At 69.2% G+C, this 19,775-nt stretch carries 15 protein-coding genes; 6 read left to right on the forward strand and 9 right to left on the reverse strand.

Features of this window, described 5'->3' with window-relative positions; genetic code table 11:
- Positions 1 to 100 precede the first annotated feature (100 nt).
- Positions 101 to 1,036, reverse strand: a complete 936-nt coding sequence (locus tag B1818_RS05260) for a hypothetical protein (RefSeq protein ID WP_078112087.1) — start codon at positions 1,034 to 1,036, stop codon at positions 101 to 103.
- A gap of 208 nt (positions 1,037 to 1,244) precedes the next feature.
- Between B1818_RS05260 and B1818_RS05265 the strand changes: the two genes are divergently transcribed.
- Entirely contained in the window at positions 1,245 to 1,763 is a 519-nt protein-coding gene (locus B1818_RS05265) for a hypothetical protein (RefSeq protein WP_058250743.1), read from the forward strand.
- 15 nt (positions 1,764 to 1,778) lie between these two features.
- Here the strand turns inward: B1818_RS05265 and B1818_RS05270 are convergent, their stop codons facing one another.
- Positions 1,779 to 2,531: a hypothetical protein gene (locus B1818_RS05270; protein WP_058250744.1), complete on the reverse strand. Its 753-nt coding sequence runs from the start codon at positions 2,529 to 2,531 to the stop codon at positions 1,779 to 1,781.
- Positions 2,532 to 2,823: 292 nt separating this feature from the next.
- Between B1818_RS05270 and B1818_RS05275 the strand changes: the two genes are divergently transcribed.
- The gene (locus tag B1818_RS05275) at positions 2,824 to 3,894 is read left to right on the forward strand and encodes an ATP-binding cassette domain-containing protein (protein WP_058250745.1); all 1,071 of its coding nucleotides are present in this window, start codon (positions 2,824 to 2,826) and stop codon (positions 3,892 to 3,894) included.
- Positions 3,891 to 4,724, forward strand: a complete 834-nt coding sequence (locus B1818_RS05280; RefSeq protein ID WP_058250746.1) for an ABC transporter permease — start codon at positions 3,891 to 3,893, stop codon at positions 4,722 to 4,724. Before B1818_RS05275 ends, B1818_RS05280 begins: the two co-directional genes overlap by 4 nt.
- Here the strand turns inward: B1818_RS05280 and B1818_RS05285 are convergent.
- Genes B1818_RS05285 through B1818_RS05300 form a run of 4 tightly spaced genes read right to left on the reverse strand, consistent with a single transcriptional unit; the run spans position 4,706 to position 12,951 of the window.
- Positions 4,706 to 7,933, reverse strand: coding sequence for a BTAD domain-containing putative transcriptional regulator (locus B1818_RS05285; protein WP_078112088.1), 3,228 nt, complete (start codon positions 7,931 to 7,933; stop codon positions 4,706 to 4,708). The two genes, B1818_RS05280 and B1818_RS05285, sit on opposite strands and share 19 nt — an antisense overlap.
- A 28-nt stretch (positions 7,934 to 7,961) precedes the next feature.
- Positions 7,962 to 9,161, reverse strand: coding sequence for a threonine ammonia-lyase (ilvA, locus tag B1818_RS05290; protein WP_065629946.1), 1,200 nt, complete (start codon positions 9,159 to 9,161; stop codon positions 7,962 to 7,964).
- A 49-nt stretch (positions 9,162 to 9,210) separates the two neighbouring features.
- Positions 9,211 to 12,213, reverse strand: a complete 3,003-nt coding sequence (locus B1818_RS05295) for a BTAD domain-containing putative transcriptional regulator (RefSeq protein WP_058250749.1) — start codon at positions 12,211 to 12,213, stop codon at positions 9,211 to 9,213.
- 30 nt (positions 12,214 to 12,243) lie between these two features.
- Positions 12,244 to 12,951 carry a PIG-L deacetylase family protein gene (locus B1818_RS05300; RefSeq protein ID WP_058250750.1) on the reverse strand — a complete coding sequence of 236 codons (708 nt, stop codon included), beginning with the start codon at positions 12,949 to 12,951 and terminating at the stop codon, positions 12,244 to 12,246.
- A gap of 163 nt (positions 12,952 to 13,114) precedes the next feature.
- On the opposite strand from B1818_RS05300, the gene B1818_RS05305 reads away from it, so the two are divergent.
- Positions 13,115 to 14,221, forward strand: a complete 1,107-nt coding sequence (locus B1818_RS05305) for a class I SAM-dependent methyltransferase (protein ID WP_058250751.1) — start codon at positions 13,115 to 13,117, stop codon at positions 14,219 to 14,221.
- Positions 14,222 to 14,236: 15 nt separating this feature from the next.
- On the opposite strand, the gene B1818_RS05310 is transcribed toward B1818_RS05305, so the two are convergent.
- Both B1818_RS05310 and B1818_RS05315 read right to left on the reverse strand, forming a co-directional pair.
- A complete protein-coding gene (locus B1818_RS05310) occupies positions 14,237 to 15,409 on the reverse strand; it encodes a cystathionine gamma-synthase (protein WP_078112089.1) in 1,173 nt (390 codons plus the stop codon).
- 10 nt (positions 15,410 to 15,419) lie between these two features.
- Positions 15,420 to 16,814, reverse strand: a complete 1,395-nt coding sequence (locus B1818_RS05315) for a cystathionine beta-synthase (RefSeq protein WP_078112090.1) — start codon at positions 16,812 to 16,814, stop codon at positions 15,420 to 15,422.
- A 112-nt stretch (positions 16,815 to 16,926) separates the two neighbouring features.
- Between B1818_RS05315 and B1818_RS05320 the strand changes: the two genes are divergently transcribed.
- Both B1818_RS05320 and B1818_RS05325 read left to right on the forward strand, forming a co-directional pair.
- Positions 16,927 to 17,838, forward strand: a complete 912-nt coding sequence (locus tag B1818_RS05320) for an SGNH/GDSL hydrolase family protein (protein ID WP_175401091.1) — start codon at positions 16,927 to 16,929, stop codon at positions 17,836 to 17,838.
- A 65-nt stretch (positions 17,839 to 17,903) separates the two neighbouring features.
- A complete protein-coding gene (locus B1818_RS05325; RefSeq protein ID WP_055474902.1) occupies positions 17,904 to 19,127 on the forward strand; it encodes an acetyl-CoA C-acetyltransferase in 1,224 nt (407 codons plus the stop codon).
- A gap of 16 nt (positions 19,128 to 19,143) precedes the next feature.
- Here B1818_RS05325 and B1818_RS05330 read toward each other — a convergent pair whose 3' ends face one another.
- Positions 19,144 to 19,704, reverse strand: a complete 561-nt coding sequence (locus B1818_RS05330) for a DUF6790 family protein (protein WP_078112091.1) — start codon at positions 19,702 to 19,704, stop codon at positions 19,144 to 19,146.
- Positions 19,705 to 19,775 lie beyond the last annotated feature (71 nt).

Raw genomic sequence — 19,775 nt, forward strand, 5'->3', positions numbered from 1 at the left:
TCAGGGTGCCCGTGAACTACCGCCGGTCGCGCGACCGGCGAACCTCGACTCGACTCCTGGACTTCGATCGAAGTCCAGGAGTCGAGTTGGGGTTCATCGGTCAAGCCGCGGTCAGCTTGTCCAACCACGGCCGGAGCATATCGGCGAGCTCGCCGCGTTGGAGCGTTCCCCACGTCCACCGGATCACCATGATCCCCTGTGCGCGCAGCGCATCCTCCCGACGCTTCTCCCGGATGAGTGCATCGCGCGGGCTCTCAACCTGGCGCAACAGTCGGCCGTACTTCTGTAGTCCGTCGAACTCACCGACAAGTGTTCCGTCCCAGTCGAAGTCGGTCCGCGCGTCTCCGGCGCCCGTCTCAAACGTGTGCTGCAGTCGCGGAGTCGGCAACCCGGCCTCGATCATCTGCGCCCGGCTCCACGACTCCCCGACACTCTCCGACGCACCGTCCGCATGCGCAAGGGCACGACGCGCGGTCCCCGCACCGCGCCAACGGTTCCGCGACGCGAGGATACGGGTCACCGTGGCGATGTCGGCGCCGGACGCCAGCGCGCGATCGAACACGACCAGCGCTTGGGCGAAGTCACCGGACATCGCAACATCTACAGCGGTTCGCTCACGAGACGTGACCCTGATTCCGCCGATGTCGACCACCTCGTCGGGCGCCACCGGCCCGGCATGGACGATCCGTAACCCGTGCCCGAACCCGCCCACCTTCGACTTCTTCGTCAGATGCACGACCTCGCGTTCCGGGTGCAGCAGCGGCAGCTGGTGAACGGCTGCCGCCGAGTCGTGACTCAGGATCGACGCGTCACAGTCTCGAACAGACGTCGCGACCGCGATCGATCTGAGTCGGTACAGACGGTCACCCGGGTCCTCGGCGGACGCCTCGTCGGCCGCCAGTGCGCAGACCCCCGGGGCAAGACGAATCAGTTCGCCGCGCCGTACGGCGGCTGTCACAGCGTCGTCGTTGATGCCGAGTCGCAGCGTTGCCGTGCGGCGAATCAGCCCGTACCTGTCGGTGGGGAAAGAGGTCATGACACTAGGACGCACCAGGGCCGCTGGCGGATCCATTTTGCGAGGGTCGTGCACCCCACGACCGGCGAACCTCGACTCGACTCCTGGACTTCGATCGAAGTCCAGGAGTCGAGTTGAAGTGCACCGGTAGACCTGAACAGGAGGCCGACCCTGTTTCGACCACGCTCGCCCGAGGCTCGACCCGGAAGACCGTGCTTCAATGTGACCCATGGCACGTTCCCATGAGCTGGAGTCCTTCGATCTCGACTTCTTCGACGATGCGCCGGTGCGGCACGTCATCGACGTGCGCCTGCCGGTCACGCCGGAACGCGCGTGGGCCGAGTTCACCCGTCAGCACACGCTGGACTGGTGCCGCGCGATCAAGAAGATCGAGTTCGTCTCACCGCCGCCGTACGGTGTGGGAACGCAACGCCGCGCGGTCCTCGGTCCCGGCTACGTGACCCTCGACGAGGACTTCTTCGACTGGACCGAGGACCCGGCGAACGGTCACTACCGCAACGGTTTCCGGGTCCTGAGGGCGAACGTACCCGGCATCCGACGCTTTGGTGAGGCGACCGAGATCCTGCCCGCCGACGTGGGCTGCCGACTCAGCTGGACCTTCGCGCTCGAGTTGCCCACCTCGTCCCGTGTGGTCACCGCGTTCTCCGGTCCCGCGTCGTCGACGGTCTACAAAACCATCGAGGCCGACACCCTCAAGCACTTCGCGAACCTCGAACCTGCGAAGTGAGCCGCCGGCCGGTTGTCAGGCCACCACCGCGACGGCCGCCGAAGTTCGACCCGTCGTCGGCACAGGCGAGGCAGTCAGCGTGCCCCGGACCAGGTCATCGGCGAGACGCATCAGCACGCGAACCGATGGAGACGCTTGTGCGCTCCCCGTCCACGCAGGCTCGACCGCCACGGTGAACGCATCCACGTCGACGACCGCCGGGCGTCGCCCGTCGACCACTGCGGAGCGGCAGAGCTTCCGGTCGCGGGTCAGCACGTGCAGCGTGATCATGTCCACGACGGGCGGCGGCGAGTTCTCCCCACCGAGTGTTGCTCGCCACCAGCACAAGCCGTCGATCCCGACGTCGCGATTGTCGAGACCCGGACATCTCTTCGATGGTCGATGGCGTCCGGCGGACCTCTCGAACAAGGCGAGACCGGCGCTACCCAATGTTGGTAGGACGCGGGTGTCCACACCGCCACCCCCGGCGGTGGCTTCCTCGTTCCGCACGCCTGTGATCAGCTCTACTGCCGGGGCAGTGACCCAGTGCACCGGCGCGTCGGCGAGATTCAACACCGTCACCGCGAGCGACGAAGACCACCAGTTGATGAGGCCGAGGAGTCGGTCCGCCTCCTCGAGTGCGGCCTCCCTGTCGGTGTACTCGTCCGGATCGAGATGCAGCGAGCCATCGTCCGCATCGTTGAGATCTTCGGCCAGCAGACTCGCTTCGGCCTCGAGTTCGTCCAGCCGCCGGTAGGCCTTCCGTCGTTGCTCGTGAACGTCATCCATGAGCTCGTGACGGACGCGGTGAGCAATCCGCGGTGTCCAGGCCGCCTCAGCGGAGTGTGTACGTCGTCCCATGGCGGGCAACGTAATCTGTCCCGCTATCGCAGCCGGGCGGGAATCCACAGCAGAAAGCCCATCCACAGAACTCCTCGTGTCCGCCGCGTCGAATCCACGCCGGTCTCCCGTCGGCGGCGACGTCCCTCCGGAGCGTTCCGCGGAACACTTCGCCCCGCGCGACAGCACCACGTAAGCCGACGCAAGCCCGACGACAGGCGACGGCGCCACAGTTGTCGGCATGACAACGACAACCACTCCCCGGCCCGACGTCGGGTCGGCCCGGTCCCTCCGCACCGACCTCGCGATCGACGCTCGCGGCCTCGTCAAACACTTCGGTTCGACCCGCGCGGTCAACGGCGTCGACCTCGCCGTGCCGACCGGATCGGTGTACGGCGTCCTCGGCCCCAACGGTGCGGGAAAGACGACCACCGTCAGCATGCTGGCGACCCTGCTGCGGCCGGACGCCGGAGAGGCGCGCGTGTTCGGCTACGACGTCGTCGACGACGCGGTCGCCGTGCGCTCGCTCGTCGGCGTCACCGGTCAATACGCCTCCGTCGACGAGGACCTCACCGCCACCCAGAACCTGGTGCTCTTCGCCCGCCTGCTCGGCTTCTCACGGACCGCGGCCCGCTCGCGCGCAGACGAGTTGCTGGAAGCATTCGCCCTCACCGACGCCGCGGCTCGACCGCTGAAGAACTTCTCCGGCGGTATGCGACGGCGCCTCGACCTCGCGGCCAGCCTGATCGACACCCCGCCGCTGCTGTTCCTCGACGAACCGACGACCGGCCTCGACCCGCGAACCCGCGCCCAGATGTGGGACACGATCCGCCGGCTCGTCGCCGGCGGATCGACAGTCCTGCTCACCACCCAGTACCTCGACGAGGCCGATCAGCTGGCCGACCGGATCGCCGTCATCGATCACGGCCGCGTCATCGCCGATGGCACGGCTGACGAACTCAAGCACTCGATCGGCGCCAGCACACTCCAGCTCGTCGCGGCCGACCGTGCCGACGCACCCCGCGTGTGCGAGATCGCCGAGTCGATCCTCGGGCAGAAGGCCACGTTGAGTCCGGAGGCCGCGCGGACGACCGTGCCGCTGAGTTCGGCCGAGCTTGTGCCCGACGTCCTGATCGCACTGCGCGAGAACGGGATCGGCGTCGAAGAGATCACCGTGCAGAAGCCGAGCCTCGACGAGGTGTTCCTCACCATCACCGGTAGGCCCGCGGAATCCGACGCCGACACCGGCGCACCCGGGCACCGGCCATCCGACACAGATTCTTCCGACACCACCCAGGAGGCCCGTTCATGACCACGACCCTCGACAATCCCCCGTCGACCTCGATCACAACCCGCGCCGCACGCGCGCAGGTCAAGACCTCCATCAGCCTTGCCGAGTCGTTCCGGCAGTCCTTCAGCATGGCCTACCGCGGTGTGCTCAAGATCCGGCACAACCCCGAACAGCTCTTCGACGTCACCTTCCAGCCGATCATCTTCACGCTGATGTTCACCTACATCTTCGGCGGCGCGATCAGCGGCAACGTGGAAGCCTATCTCCCGGTGATCATTCCGGGCATCCTCGTGCAGACCGTGATCATGACCTCCATCGTCACCGGCACCCAGTTGCGGGAGGACATGGACAAGGGCGTCTTCGACCGGTTCCGTTCGCTACCGATCGCCCGGATCAGCCCACTCGCCGGCGCCCTGCTCGCCGACGTCATCCGCTACTCCATCGCCACCGTACTGACCGTCGTGATGGGCGTGCTGATGGGCTGGCGCCCCGATGTTCTCGGTGTCATCGCCTCGGCCGCACTCATCATCGTGTGCAGCTTCGCGGTCTCGTGGATCTTCGCACTCATGGGCTGCCTCATGAGCAAAGCATCAGCCGTGCAGGGCATCTCGATGATGATCATGTTCCCCCTGACCTTCATGTCGAATGCCTTCGTCCCGGTCGACAGCATGCCCGGTTGGCTGCAGGGCTTCGTGAACGTCAACCCGGTCAGCCATCTGGTCACGGCGGTCCGCGAACTGACGAACTCCGGTCACGCCGGAATCCACGTCGTGTGGGCCCTGATCGGCGCCGCGGTGATCACCGCGGTGTTCGCACCACTCGCCGTGCGGGCCTATATGCGAAACGCCTGATCGTGCAGTAGTCGCTGCAGCTCCTCGACGGCCACGTGGCGCGGCACCGCAGGGTGTCGCGCCACCCCGTCCTTTCCGGCCTGCTCCTGTGTCCAGTGCCATGCCCAGTCCAGCGACGGGCAGTCTCGTCGTCCGGGCAGACTCACCGCCAACTCGACGAGGCGTCGGCCGACGGAATCCGTGGGGCGGCCGGCGTTCCACAGCACGGTGAAGGCCGATGCCACCGTGCCCGCCTGCGGCAGGTCCTGCCACCCCGGACCGAACGTCATGTCGTCGAGTCCCTTCACCATTTCCGGAACCAGCTCCCACGCGGCGTCGACATCTCCGCTGCGGACGAGGCCCGCGACGGCGGCGGACACCACCATGAGCACCGCGGGGTCGGCGACGCCGAAGGGGTGTTCCCGCAGCATGACCCGTGCGGCGCGCAGAAAACCCGCGGCCACCTCCGGATTCGACGCGCCGTCTGCGAAGGCGAGTTCGGCAACACCCAGCAGAGCGGGCCCGATCACCTCCGGATTGCCCTGTGGGTCCTCGGCCTCGAGGTCCCAGTCGTCGGTGATCACGTGGAGTTCGCGACGCGCGTCGTCCGGGAAGTCGCCGGCGAGCAAGGTGAGGACCAGCATGGTCCTGATCTGGCGGACGTCTTCGACGGCGCCCAGTGGTGCCAGCAAGTCGATTCCGGCTCGATAGGTCGCCGCGGCTTCGGAATACCTGCCCTGCTGTCCGTACAGACCGCCCGTGCTCGACTGCCGCATGCCCTGGAACCACGAGGCGTAGCGGCTGCCCGCGAGCCATCGGCCGGAAGCCGTCGAGTCCCGGAGTGCCGGACCGACCAGCCCGCGATTCTCTCGGAGATGTGACCGTAGCGTCAGGGCCAGTGCCCGGACCTCGTCGTCGACCGCGGTCTCGGCCGCCTCGCAGATGATCCGGTACGCGCCCGTCGACGTCGAGGCCAGCGCCACGGCCGACAGGAACTCGCTCGCCCGGTGGAATGTGAGGTGGGCACGATGGAGCGAGCGCAAGAGGAACCGGGCGGTGGCCTGCACTCGGAGTTCGCCCGTCATCATGCCGTGCACCGCACCGACGATGGCGGTCACCTGCCAGTTCTCGCGCAGGGCGTCGTCGGGTGCCGCGGGTGGGCGCGGTAACGCCATCAGGACCCGCGCGCCCCACGCGCGCGTCTCCCCGTGCAGACCACGAACCGTCCAGTGATACGCCAGTGCCGGGTACAGCGTCGTGAGTACCGCGACGATGTCGTCGGTGGGCGCCACGACCGCGGACTCGCAGGCCGACCGGAGAATCCAGGTCAGGTTGTCGGCCTCCCGGGCCAAACCGCCGGCACCGGCGGGGTGGTCGCCGTTCTCGGCCAGGTCGCGCATACGGGAAACGAATTCGATGGCCCAGCCACGCATTTGCGACTCGACCCGGGCCGCCAGGTCGGCGGCCATCCGGGTCTCGCCGAACTCACGAACCATCTCCAGCATGCGGAAACGGACCGAACCGTCGGTCTCCACGACCGACAGCAGCGACTGGTTGGTCAGACTCTCGAGGGTGTCGTCGAGAACCGTCCCGGAGGCCCCGGTCACCGCCCGGGCAGCCGATCGGCTGAACCCACCGGGAAAGCGGCACAGCTGCACCAGCGCTGCCCGGCCGGCGTCGTCGAGCAGTTCCCAGCTCCACTCGATCACCGCGTAGAGGGTGCGATGGCGATCCGGCGTCGTGCGGTCGGCGGACCGCAGGAGCGCGAACTTCTCCCCCAGGCGGTCGGCGATCTCCTCGACCGTCATCGTCCGGATCCGGGCCGCCGCCAGCTCGATGGCCAGCGGCAGTCCGTCGAGGTGGCGGCACAGCTCGACGACGCGCCCCGCGGGCAGCTCCGCGTCGGGACGCACAGCCCGAGCGCGGGTCCGGAACAATTGCACCGCAGATGAATTCACGTCCACCGCCGCAAGTACGGGTAGCTGATGCACCTGCTCGCCGACGATGGCCAGCGGCGTTCGGCTGGTGGACAGGACGCGGACGCCGGGCACGGCCGCGGTGAGTTCGGCGACGATCCGGGCGCACGCGCCGATGATCTGCTCGCAGTTGTCGAGGATCACCACCGACGCCCGCTCGCGCAGCGCGTCCTCGAGACGTGCGGTCAGGTCTCCGGGGGTCATGCGGGGACGGCCGGTTGCGGAGAGATCGGATTCGCCGACCCCGAGCGTCGCGGCGATCGCCGGGATCACGTCCTCGCCGGACCGCACCGAGGCGAGCGACACGAAGTAGACCGGGGCGCCCGCCGCATGCAGCCGATGGCCGATCTCGGTCGCGATCCGCGTCTTGCCGACGCCGCCGGGACCGAGCACGGTCACCACGCGCCCGGTGTCGAGCATGCTCGCCACGGCGTCGAGGTCGGCACCGCGTCCGATGAGTTCGGTGGTGGGCGAGCGCAATCCGACGGCACGCACCGGCCGTGGCGCGCTGATCTCAGGTGGTGATGTCGCGGTGAGGATCTCGGCGTGGACCCGCGCCATCTCGGTACCCGGGTCCGTCCCCAGCTCGGTCGACAACCGCCGTCGGAGCCGGTCGAACACCACGAGCGCGTCGGCGGCGCGGCCTTCCCCGGCGAGCGCCCGCATCAGGGCGGTGTGTGCCGGCTCGTCGAACGGGTCTCGCGCGCAGCGTTGTTCGGCGATGGATCGCGCGGTCGCGAAGTCACCCTCGGCGAGCGAGGCCGTCAGCTGCGCACCGTCGAGCGCGTCCTGGGTACGTCGAATGCGTGCGGACAGTGTCACCGTCACCGGGGACCCGTCCCCGAGATCGTCTCCGGGCACGCCGCGCCACCACTGCCGGGCCCGGTCGTGGGCATCCCGGCCGCCTTCGGCGAGCAGCGTGTCGACCACGTCGAGGTCGGTGCGGCTGTTGCGCAGTCGATAACCGTTCTCGGTGCCCTCCAGAACCCCCTCGGGCAGGAGCTTGCGCAGCCGGGACACCTGGGTGTGCAACGCACTGTGCGGCGAACGCGGCGGATCGTCAGCCCAGACGTGGTCGATGAGGCGGTCCGCCGAGATCACGCGCCCGTCGGCGAGGGCGAGCGACACGAGCAGGCGTCGGGCCCGCAGCCCCGGCACCGCGACGAGCCGATCGGGGCTCTCGGCGCCCACCGGGCACGCGCCGACCGCGATCGGGCCCAGCACACCGATCAGGGCGGGTCCGTCGGCAGCCACCCAGACAGGTTAGCGCCGACGTTCGCCCTCAGTCCCGCAGGAACCCCGCGTCGGCGAGGGCCCGCCGGACGTCGTGCTGGTGGTCGTGTCCGCGGGTCTCGACACTGACGGTCACCTGCACCTCGCCGAGATACAAATCGTCGGCGACGCGGGAATGGACGACGTCGAGCACACTCGCGCCGAGGTCGCGGAGCAGTTCCAGCAGTGCGACCAGTCCACCGGGCCGGTCGGAGACGGTCGCGGTCACGGTCAGGAATCGTCCGGCGGCGGTCAGGCCGTGGGTCGTCACATGGCGCAGCAGCAGCGGGTCGATGTTGCCGCCGGACAACACGACGCACACGGTCCCGGACAGCGCGAGCCGACCGCTCACCGCCGCCGCCACCGCCGCGGCCCCGGCAGGCTCGACCACCAGCTTCGCCCGCTCCAGCATGAGCAGCAGCGCGGTGCTCAACTCTTCCTCGCTGACCGTGACGATCCGGTCGACGAACTCGGAGACGTGCGCGAACGGGACCTTCCCGGGTGTCGCGACGGCGATGCCGTCGGCCATGGTGTTCATCGCCGCGACCGGCGTCGGTCGCTCCTCGGCGAGTGATGTCGGCCAGGCCGCGGCCTGCGCCGCCTGCACGCCGATCACCTCGACCTCCGGTCGTCGCAGACGCGCCGCCGCGGCGACGCCGGCGAGCAGCCCACCGCCGCCGAGTGGCACGAGAATCGTTGACACGTCCGGGATCTGCTCCAGGATCTCGACGCCGACCGTCGACTGTCCGGCAACGATGTCGAGATGATCGAACGGGTGGATCAGAGCCGCGCCCGTCGTATCGGCGTGACGCTGCGCCTCGACGAGCGCCTCGTCGACGGTCGATCCGGCGAGCACCACCTCTGCGCCATAGGCTTTCGTCGCGGCGATCTTCGGCAGCGCGGCTCCGACCGGCATGTAGACCCGTGAGGCGATCCCCAGTTCCGATGCCGCCCAGGCGACTCCCTGCGCATGATTGCCCGCACTGGCCGCGACGACCCCACGGGCACGTTCCCCCGCCGACAACCGCGAGATACGCAGGTACGCGCCGCGTGGCTTGAAAGATCCGGTGCGTTGCAGGTTCTCGCACTTGAGCCACACCTGCGCACCGCTCCGCTCGGACACCACCCGCGACGCGATCGTCGGGGTCCGCCGGATCACGGACGCAAGCTCGTCGGTCGCGCGGTCGACGTCGTCGGCAGTCAGCAGCATGCGACCAGTATCGGCCATCTCCGCCCTGCAGGAGCCACCCGAGGAGACGTCATCGCGCCGCCGAGCTCCCGCGGTCGTCCGATGACGTCGACTCCCTGATCTCTCGGAGTTCGCGCATCGCCCGGTCGAGCACGACTTCGGTGTCGGCGTGGACCGTGTTGTCGGCGTGCACCAGGTCCCCGAAAGCACGGTCCGCGGCACCTCTGCGTGTGTCGAAGGCCGCGGCGGGGTCGAGATCGGCACACTCGACGAGCAGGTCGGCCACGTCGATCCGGCCCCGGACGCGCAGCAGTGCGGCGGCGTCGCGCGCCGTGGTCCACAGCTGCGTCGGCTGACCGCTGTCGCGCCATGCCCCGAGCAGGACGACGTAGGCCTCCGCGGCACGCGCTACATCGCCGACGCGGACGAGACACGCCGCCGCGCCGACACGAGCGACCCCGACGATGAACGTCGCCCCGACGCCGGCGGCCCGTTCGTGGGCGCGTTCGTAGAGGGCGAGCGCGCTGGACGGGTCGTGCGCGGACAGCAGCTCGCCGTGGACGTAGTCGAGGAAGGCGTGCTGCGACGGCCCCGCCGACGGGTCCAGCGTCGACCGGGCCTCGGCCAACAGCCGGGCAGCCCCGCTCGAGTCACCGGAGTACGACGCGGCGAGCGCCGCAGACGCGAGGAACGCCGACCCCAGGGACGGGTGTGTGCCGCAGCGGGTCCATTCCCGTACCGCCACCGCGAAGTCGCCACGGAAGTGCGCGACCGCCGCCCTGGCCGCCCGCGCGCCGACCAACGCGGGCGCATCCGGATCCGGTGGTGCCCCGGAGGCATCGGGACGTAGGGCGGAGGTCGCGAAGTCGACGGCGAGGTCGAACTCGCCGACGAGCCGCGCGGCCTCGGCCGCCGCGGACAGCATCTCGGCGCGATCGGGATGACCATCGAGCCACGCCGAACGCGCCGATTCGACGGCCCACGTCCACAATTCGTTGAGGTTGCGCCATGTGCTGATCAGCGACAGCGATGTCGTGATCGCCACGAGTACGTCGACGCGTCCGCGCGCCAGTGCCAGGTCCCGCGCCGACCGCAGGTTGTCCATCTCGGCATGGAGACGCTCATTCGCCTCGAACTCCGCGACGCCGAGCCACTCGTCGCCGATGTCCCGCACCGTTGCGACACATTCGTCGAGGAACCGGTCCTCGGCCGCGGCGAGCACGCCCGCACGGTCGAGGTGATCAAGCAGATGGGTGCGGATGAGATGCACGAGACGGTATCTGCCGCCCGACGCGTCGGCGACGAGCAACGAGCTGTCGATCAGACGGTGCAGGGTCTCCACCGGGTCGAGCCCGCCGTCACCTCGCGTGCCGATGCCCGCTGCGCCGACGACCTCCGCTTCGACGCTCAGTGCGACGGATTCGAACGTGCGCAGCGACACACCGCCGGGAAACGGTGCGAGGGCGGCGAGTACGGCTTGATCGACCACGCTCAGCCGTCGGAATGACATGTCGATGCTGCTGCGGAGCGTCAGCCGCCGCTGGTCGTCGGCTCCGGTTCCCGTCGCGAGATCGAGTGCACCATCGAGCATTCGGGCCACGGCCGACATCGGCATCACGGCGGCCTGACGCGCCGCCAGCTCGATGCCGAGCGGGAGCCCGTCGACACGGCGCACGACGTCGACGAGGTCCGTGAGCTCACGACTCGACACCGCGAAGGTCGGATTGCGTCGCAGCGCGTGCTCGACGAACGCGCGCACTGCAGGCTGCCGAACGACCGCGTCGACGTCGTCGACGCGGGTGGGAAAGGTCAGGGGCTGCAGACGCAGGACGTACTCGGCGGAGAGTGAGAGCACGACTCGGGAGGTGGCCAGGATCCGCACTGCAGGAGCCAGTTCGACGATCGCCGCGACCAATTCGCGGCAGGACGACAACACATGTTCGCAGTTGTCGAGGACGAGCAGGAGCGACCCGTCGACGGCGCGCGCGATCGCGTCCACGGAAGCACCCACCCCGACCTCGAGACCCAGGGTGGACACCACCGACGGGAGGACGCGGTCGGCTCGCGCGACCGCGGCGAGGTTGACGACGGCAACGCCGTACCCGGGGAACACCGCGGGGTCGGCGGCGACGTCGAGCGCGAGACTGGTCTTGCCGACGCCGCCCGTACCGGTCAGGGTCACGACCCGATGCGCCGACAACAGCCGGATGATCTCGGCGCGTTCTCGCTCCCTCCCCACCAGAGGCCCGGCCGGCGCAGCAGGTCGACGCCGCGACGTCACGCCGGGCCCCGGATTCGTCTCGGCCTGCCCGTATTCGGAGCCCGCCGCCACCCGCTGCTCGAGCGACGCGAGGGCCGGGCTCGGATCGAGACCCGTCCGCTCGCGCAACCGGTCGCGGAACTCCATCGCGACCGCCATCGCGTCGCCGACACGCCCGTCGGCGGCGAGTGCGCGGATGAGCAGTCGTGCCGAACTCTCGCGGAGCGGCGCGGACGCGACACCGGCCCTCGCTGTCGCGGTCGCGCTCGGGTCGCGGCACTCCACCAGCGCTTCGACGTGGGTGTCGGCGAGCCGATTGTGGAGGTCCTCCAACGCAACGCGTTCGGTGTCCAGGTCCGGGATGCCGGCGAACTCGCCGAGCGGCTCGCCGCGCCAGAGTTCGCGGGCACGGACGGTCAGACGGAGACGCTCGGCGGGATCGGGCGTGTCGGCGGCGGATGCGAGCAGGTCGCGCACGATCGTCACATCGACGACGGACACCCGGAGCCGGTAGCCGTCGGGGCGTCGTTCCAACAGATCGGCGTGTCGGCCGAGATGGCGTCGCAGCCGGGACACCAGATTGTGCAGTGCGGCAATCGGTTCCCGCGGCAGATCGTCGCCCCACAGCGCGTCGACGAGCCGCCCGATACCCATGCCGTGCCGGCCGGCGACGGTCAACAGCGCGAGCAGGGCGCGTCGTCGTTCCCCGGGGACCGCGACCTCGGCACCGTCGACCCGCAACCTCAGTGCACCCAGCAGGCCGACCTCGACCGCGGGCGACACGTGCCCGTCTTCGGTTTCGCGCACCACCATCCCGATCGTCGCTCTCTGTTCTCCGACGGCCTATGCAGGATGAGCGTAGGTCTCCACCGACACCCATGTTCGATATCGCTCGAGGCCGATCGCCGCGGCCAGGTCCGCGGTCTGCGAGCGCTGAGCCAGCAGGGCTCGCACCTTACGGTCCAGTTCGGCCCCGTCGAGATCGATTCGCAACGCGACCATCTCCTTCGGACACTGGCGCGGCCCGCCCAGCGCCCACATGTCGAACTCACGGGCGAGGTCGAACTCGATCCCCCGCCCGGTGCCCACCGGGTGAAGGATTCGCGGGCAGGTCGACGAACGGTCGACGGCGAGGCGGACCCACCGGTTGACGGTGCGGTGGTCGGGGTGCCCGGTCACGCCGTCGGGACCGAAGGTCAGGACGGTGTCGGGTGACACGTCGTCGAGGAGGGCGGTGATGCGTCCGACCGGGCCGCTCTCGTCGATCGCCGCCAGTGAACCGTCGGGTAGGTCCAACCAGTGGTGCTCCTGGATGCCGAGCTCGATAAAAGCCTTCTCAAGCTCGCCGGTCCGGACCAGGGCGAGCTCCGAACGCTCTGCGGCGGTGGCATTCTCGTCGGCCGCTTCGCCGCGGGTCGCGGTCACGCACACCACGCGCCCACCCGCGTCGCGGACGGCGGCCATCACGCCGCCGGCGAGGTAGGTCTCGTCATCGGGGTGAGCCCAGATGGACATCACGGTGCCCAGGTCGCTGATCTGTGTTGTTCTCATGCGTCGACGGTCTCCGAGCCCGCTGTCACGGGGCTGTCACCATCGGCTCACCGCCCAGCGGGTCACGGTCCGGTCATGACAGCGCCGCGACAGGACGCCGGCGCACGCTCGGTGCACACGCCGCCCGGCGTGGTTACGACATCGCACACGAGAGGTTCATCCCATGACCACCACACACGCCGCCGGTTCCGGCACCGCGACCGACTTCGCTCGGGTCGAGGCCTTCGCCGGCCAGGTGAGCGCCGATCTCACCCATGCCTATCACTCGATCAGCACCTACCTCGGCGACCGCCTGGGACTGTGGCGGGCTCTGGCGCAACTCGGTTCGGCGACGAGCGCCGAGCTCGCCGAACGCTCGGGACTCGCCGAACGGTATGTGCACGAATGGTTGTGCGTGCAGGCCGCGGCCGGATACGTCCTGCTCCACGACGCCGGCGATGACGCCGCGAATGGCCCAGAGGTGTTCGTGTTCCCCGCCGAGCACGCGATGGTGCTCGCCGAGGACAACAGTCCGGCGGCGATCGTGGCCGGCTTCGAGGTCGCTGCCGCGGTGTGGTCCTCGGTCGACCAGCTCGCGCATGCGTACGCGACCGGCGACGGCGTGCCCTGGCACGCCCACGATTCCCGGCTGTTCTCCGGCGTCGAACGGTTCTACGGCACGATCTACCGCGCGTCGTTGCTCAGCGAGTGGGTTCCGGCGATCGACGGCCTCGGACAGCGCCTCACCGACGGCATCCGCGTTCTCGACGTCGGGTGCGGGTACGGGGTCCCCACGATCCTGCTCGCCGAGGCCTTCCCGAACTCCACGTTCGTCGGCGTAGACAGCCACGAGGAGTCCGTCCGGCGCGCCACCGCAGCCGCCCATGCGGCCGGGGTCGACGACCGGGTCCGCTTCGAGGTGGCCACGGCCCAGTCGTACGCCGGCGACCACGACGCGATCATGATCTTCGACGCCCTGCACGACTTCGGCGATCCGGTGGGTGCGCTCGCACACGCACGGTCGTCACTGCGTCCCGGCGGTCAGGTGATCGCCGTCGAACCGCTGGCGCACGACACACTGGCCGAGAATCTGACCAATCCCGTTGCACTGCTGTTCTATTCGGGTAGCTCATACCTCTGCGTACCGCACAGCATCGCCGACGGCACGACCTCGCTGGGCGCCCAGGCCGGCCCCACTCGACTGCTCGACACCTTCCGGGCGGCCGGTCTGACCTCGGCGCGTGTCGCGGCGACCACTGCGTCGAACCTGCTCCTCGAGGCGCGGGTCTGACGCCCACCCGACTCCTCAGCGCAGCGCGTTCTCCAGGTCCCCGAGGAGGTCGTCGATGTCCTCGATACCGACCGAGAGCCGGACGAGGTTGGCGGGGACCTCGAGGAGCGATCCGGCCGTCGAGGCGTGCGTCATCGCACCGGGGTGTTCGATCAGCGACTCGATGCCGCCGAGCGATTCGGCGAGCGTGAACACCTCGGTGCGGGCGCAGAACTCCTTGGCGGCGTCGAGCCCGCCCTTGACCAGCACCGACACCATGCCGCCGTAGCGCTTCATCTGTTTGCCCGCGACCTCGTGGCCCGGATGGTTCTCCAAGCCCGGGTACAGGACGGCGTCGATCTTGTCGTGGCCGCTCAGATAGTCGACGACCTTCTCCGCGTTGTCGCAGTGCCGGTCCATCCGGATGCCGAGGGTCTTGATGCCGCGCAGGGTGAGGAACCCGTCGAACGGTCCGGGGACCGCCCCGGCGCCGTTCTGCAGGAACGCGAACGCCTCGTCGAGCTCCTCGCTGTCGGTGACCAGTGCGCCGCCGACGACATCCGAGTGCCCGCCCAGGTATTTGGTCGTGGAGTGGAGCACCACGTCGGCGCCCAGGACGAGCGGCTGCTGCAGGTACGGCGAGGCGAAGGTGTTGTCGACCACGAGCTTCGCGCCGGCCTCGTGCGCGACGGCGGCGAGGGTCTCGATGTCGCCGACGTTGAGCAGCGGGTTGGTCGGCGTCTCGGTCCAGACCAGCTTGGTCTCCGGCCGGATGGCGTCGCGCACCGCGGCGACGTCGGACACCGGGGCCACCGAGTAGGTGATGCCCCACTGGCTGAACACCTTGTCGATGAGCCGGAAGGTGCCGCCGTAGGCGTCGTTGGGGATCACCAGATGATCGCCCGGCCGCAGCGTCGAACGCAGAACGCAGTCGGTGGCGGCCATACCGGAAGCGAAAGCCCGTCCGTAGGTGCCGCTCTCGAGCGCAGCGAGATTGGCTTCGAGGGCGCGTCGGGTCGGGTTGCCGGTGCGCGCGTACTCGAAGCCGTCGCGCAGTCCGCCGACGCCGTCCTGGGCGAAGGTCGAACTGGCGTAGATCGGGACGTTCACCGCCCCGGTCTGCGGATCCGGATCGTAGCCGGCGTGGATGGCGCGGGTCGAGAAGCCTTGCCAGCGAACCGAATCCGCGGCACTGCGTCGTTCACTCACGGTGATGCTCCTATCCGACGATCGGGTGGCTCGACACGAAGGCGAGCAGGTCGTGGCGCGTGATCACGCCGATGGGCTTGCCGTCCTCGACGACCATCAGCGCGTCGCAGTCGCCGAGCGCCTTGGTGGCCGCCGACACCGGTTCGCCGGAACCGATGAGCGGGAACGGCTCTCCCATGTGCGCCGACACCGGGTCGGCGAGGCTGGCACGACCTTCGAAGACCGCGCTGAGCAGGTCGCGCTCGGTGACCGCACCCGCGACCTCGCCGGCCATCACCGGTGGCTCGGCGCCGACGACCGGCATCTGCGAGACGCCGTACTCGCGCAGGATCTCGATCGCGTCGCGCAGGGTCTCCTGCGGGTGGGTGTGCACGAGGTCGGGCAGGGCGCCGGTCTTGCCGCGCAACACATCTCCGACGAGGGATTCCTTGGTGGTGGCGTCCAGCGGCGTCCGCAGGAAGCCGTAGCTGCTCATCCACTGGTCGTTGAAGATCTTGGCCATGTAGCCGCGGCCACCGTCGGGCAGCAGTACGACGACGACGGCGTCGGGTCCCTCGCGTTCGGCGACCTGCAGGGCCGCGACCACCGCCATCCCGCACGAGCCGCCGACGAGCAGCCCTTCCTCGCGGGCGAGACGCCGGGTCATGTCGAACGAGTCGGCGTCGGAGACCGCGATGATCTCGTCGGGGATGTCCGGGTCGTAGGCCGACGGCCAGAAGTCCTCCCCGACACCCTCGACGAGGTAGGGGCGCCCGGTCCCGCCGGAGTACACCGACCCCTCAGGGTCGACGCCGACGATCTTCACCGAGCCGCCGGACACCTCCTTGAGGTACCGGCCGGTGCCGGTGATGGTGCCGCCGGTGCCGACGCCGGCCACGAAGTGCGTCACCTTGCCGTCGGTGTCGGCCCAGATCTCGGGACCGGTGGTCTCGTAGTGACTCTGCGGACCGGCCGGGTTCGCGTACTGGTTGGGCTTCCACGCACCGTCGATCTCGGTGACCAGGCGGTCGGAGACGCTGTAGTAGCTGTCCGGGTGGGACGGCTCCACCGCGGTCGGGCAGACGACGACCTCGGCACCGTAGGCGCGCAGGACGTTGCGCTTGTCCTCACCGACCTTGTCCGGGCACACGAACACGCACTTGTAGCCGCGCTGCTGGGCGACGAGCGCCAGGCCGACGCCGGTGTTTCCCGACGTCGGTTCCACGATGGTGCCGCCCGGCTTCAGTTCACCCGAGGCCTCCGCCGCGTCGATCATCCGCACGGCGATGCGGTCCTTGCTGCTGCCACCGGGATTGAGGTACTCGACCTTGGCGGCGACCAGGCCCGATCCGGGTGAGGTCACCGAGTTCAGCTTGACCAGCGGGGTGTTGCCCACCAGGTCGACGACGTGATTGGCGATGCGCATGCGTCCATGGTCCCAGAGCCACCGCGAACAGCGACACCCGGCCGCTGCCCCAGTCAGCTGATCCCGCTGAACGCCTAAACTGGCACTCGTGTCCGGTTCGAGTCGTCGAGGAATCGTCCCCGCCAGGATCGTGCGCGACGTCGGCGCGACAGCGGCCGCGACCGCGGGCGCGGCCGGCGCCGGCTGGGCCGCCTACAACCTGTTGAACAGTCAGGCCGCCGAGGCCCGCGTGGTGATCCCGCACCGTACCGACAACGCCCCGGACGGCGACGGCGTGTACCGCCCCGACGGCACCAGTGCACGTTTCACCCGGGACACCGTGTACGACCTGTATCTCGTGGTGTTCGGGGACTCGACGGCGGCCGGACTGGGTGCCGAGACCGCGGACGAGACGCCGGGAGTCCAGATCGCCCGCCGCGTGGCCGCGGAGACCGATCGGGTGGTCCGCTACGCCAACAAGGCCATCGTCGGCGCGACGTCGAAGGGGCTCGCGGCCCAGATCGAGGCCATGTTCGTCCATCACGAGCGACCCGACGTGGCCGTCATCCTCGTCGGCGCCAACGACGTCACCGCCCGCAATAGTCCGCTCCCGTCGGCGCGCCGGCTCGGGGATGCCGTCCACGCACTCGTCGACGAAGGTGCGAAGGTCGTCGTCGGCACCTGCCCGGATTTCGGCGTGGTGACCGCGATCCCCCAGCCCCTGCGAATGGTGTTGCGACGCTGGGGACTCACGCTGGCCGCCGCGCAGCGATCGGCGGTCCGGGCCGCCGGGGGGCGGCCGGTCCCACTGGCCGACCTGCTGACCGAGGAGTTCCTCGCGCGCCCCGAGCACATGCTGTCGCCCGATCGATTCCACCCGTCGGCCGCGGGGTATGAGCTCGCCGCCGACATCCTGGTGCCCGAGGTGCTCGCCTCGATCGGCGAGTGGGGTCCGACGCCGCTGCCCGAACCGCCGAAGGTGTCCGAGGCCGTCGAAGAAACACGGTTCGTCACACGTCTCAGGAGACGTCTGACACGTCGGTGACCAGCCACGACCCAGGCTGACCGACCTCGCGACCAAGCAGATGCTTGGTGCGGTAGTTTCGAGGTATGCCTGAAGCCGTCATCGTCGCCCACGCCCGTTCCCCGATCGGCCGCGCCGCCAAGGGATCCCTCAAAGACATCCGACCCGACGAACTGTCGCGCCAGATGGTCGAAGCCGCGCTCGCCAAGGTGCCAGAGCTCGACCCGGCACTGATCGAGGACATCCACTGGGGCATCGGCCAGCCCGGCGGACAGGGCGGTTACAACATCGCCCGGGTCATCGCGGTCGAGCTGGGTCATGACCACATCCCCGGCGTCACGGTGAACCGCTACTGCTCGTCGTCGTTGCAGACCACCCGGATGGCGCTGCATGCCATCAAGGCCGGCGAGGCCGACGTCCTCATCTCCGGTGGTGTCGAGAGCGTGTCGAGCTTCGGCATCTCCGGCGGCGCCGACGGCGCACCGAATTCCAAGAACCCGCTGTTCGACGACGCGATGGCCCGCACGGAGAAGGCGGCCGCCGGTGACGCCGGCATCTGGCACGATCCGCGCAAGGACGGGGTCATCCCGGACGTGTACATCGCGATGGGCCAGACCGCCGAGAACGTCGCCTCGTTCACCGGCATCTCCCGCGAGGACCAGGACAAGTGGGGCGTGCTGAGCCAGAACCGCGCCGAAGAAGCCATCAAGTCCGGTTTCTTCGAGCGGGAGATCGACCCGGTCACCCTGCCCGACGGCTCGCTCGTCACCACCGACGACGGCCCCCGCGCGGGCACGACCTACGAGAAGATCTCGCAGCTGAAGCCGGTCTTTCGCCCGGACGGCACGATCACCGCGGGCAACGCATGCCCGCTCAACGACGGCGCCGCGGCGCTGGTCATCATGAGCGACACCAAGGCGAAGGAGCTGGGCCTCACCCCGCTGGCGCGCGTTGTCGCCACCGCGGCCACCGGCCTGTCGCCGGAGATCATGGGGCTCGGTCCGATCGAGGCGATTCGCAAGGTGCTGCGGGTCTCGGGGATGTCGCTGTCGGACATCGACCTCGTCGAGATCAACGAGGCCTTCGCCGTGCAGGTCCTCGGTTCGGCCCGTGATCTCGGCATCGACCACGACAAGCTCAACGTGTCCGGCGGCGCGATCGCCCTGGGTCACCCGTTCGGGATGACCGGCGCCCGCATCACGACCACCCTGCTCAACAACCTGCAGACCCGCGACAAGACCTTCGGCATCGAGTCGATGTGCGTGGGTGGCGGTCAGGGCATGGCCATGGTCCTCGAGCGCCTCAGCTGATCCCTGCTGGAGCGCCTCAGCTGAGCGAGGCCGTCTCCGTCTCGTCGACACCCCTCGCCGCGTTCGGTCCCAGGACCGCGACGCTGCGGGGGGTTGTTCGTCGGTACACGAACCAGGCGATGACGACGGCACCGACGATGTAGATCTCGGCGGGGATCGCCCAGACGTTGTTCGTCGCGGTGTTGTCGTGGATGTAGTACTGCGAGATGTGACCGGCGAGGTCTCCCCCGTAGCTGATCGCCAGTGCCCACACGGCGGCGTCGAGCCATCCGCCACGATTGCGCACCCGGTAGCAGAGCACGCCGAGCACGCCCACGGCGATGTCGTTCCACCCCAGCTCCCACTGGAACATGGACGGGATGAAGTCCGGCCCGATGCCCTCGGCGATCTCGGGGGCGTTCGGGCCGACGTGGCCGACCCCGGCGAGGATGCCGAATGCGCCGCAGGGGACGAGTATCCAGAGCAGCACGAGTTCGGCTGCGCGGCCGACGGTGCGTCGTCGCATCGATCGGTCCACCAGTATGTGTACGACGGCGCCGATGATCATCAGCGCCAGCTGGATCAGAAAGAACACCATGTCCGCACGGTAGAACCGCGGTGATTGGGTTGATCCCGCAAACGCACCCGGGTGGCACACTTTGTCGCCAA

The sequence above is a fragment of the Gordonia sp. IITR100 genome (assembly GCF_002009645.1).
GTDB lineage: Bacteria > Actinomycetota > Actinomycetes > Mycobacteriales > Mycobacteriaceae > Gordonia > Gordonia hongkongensis.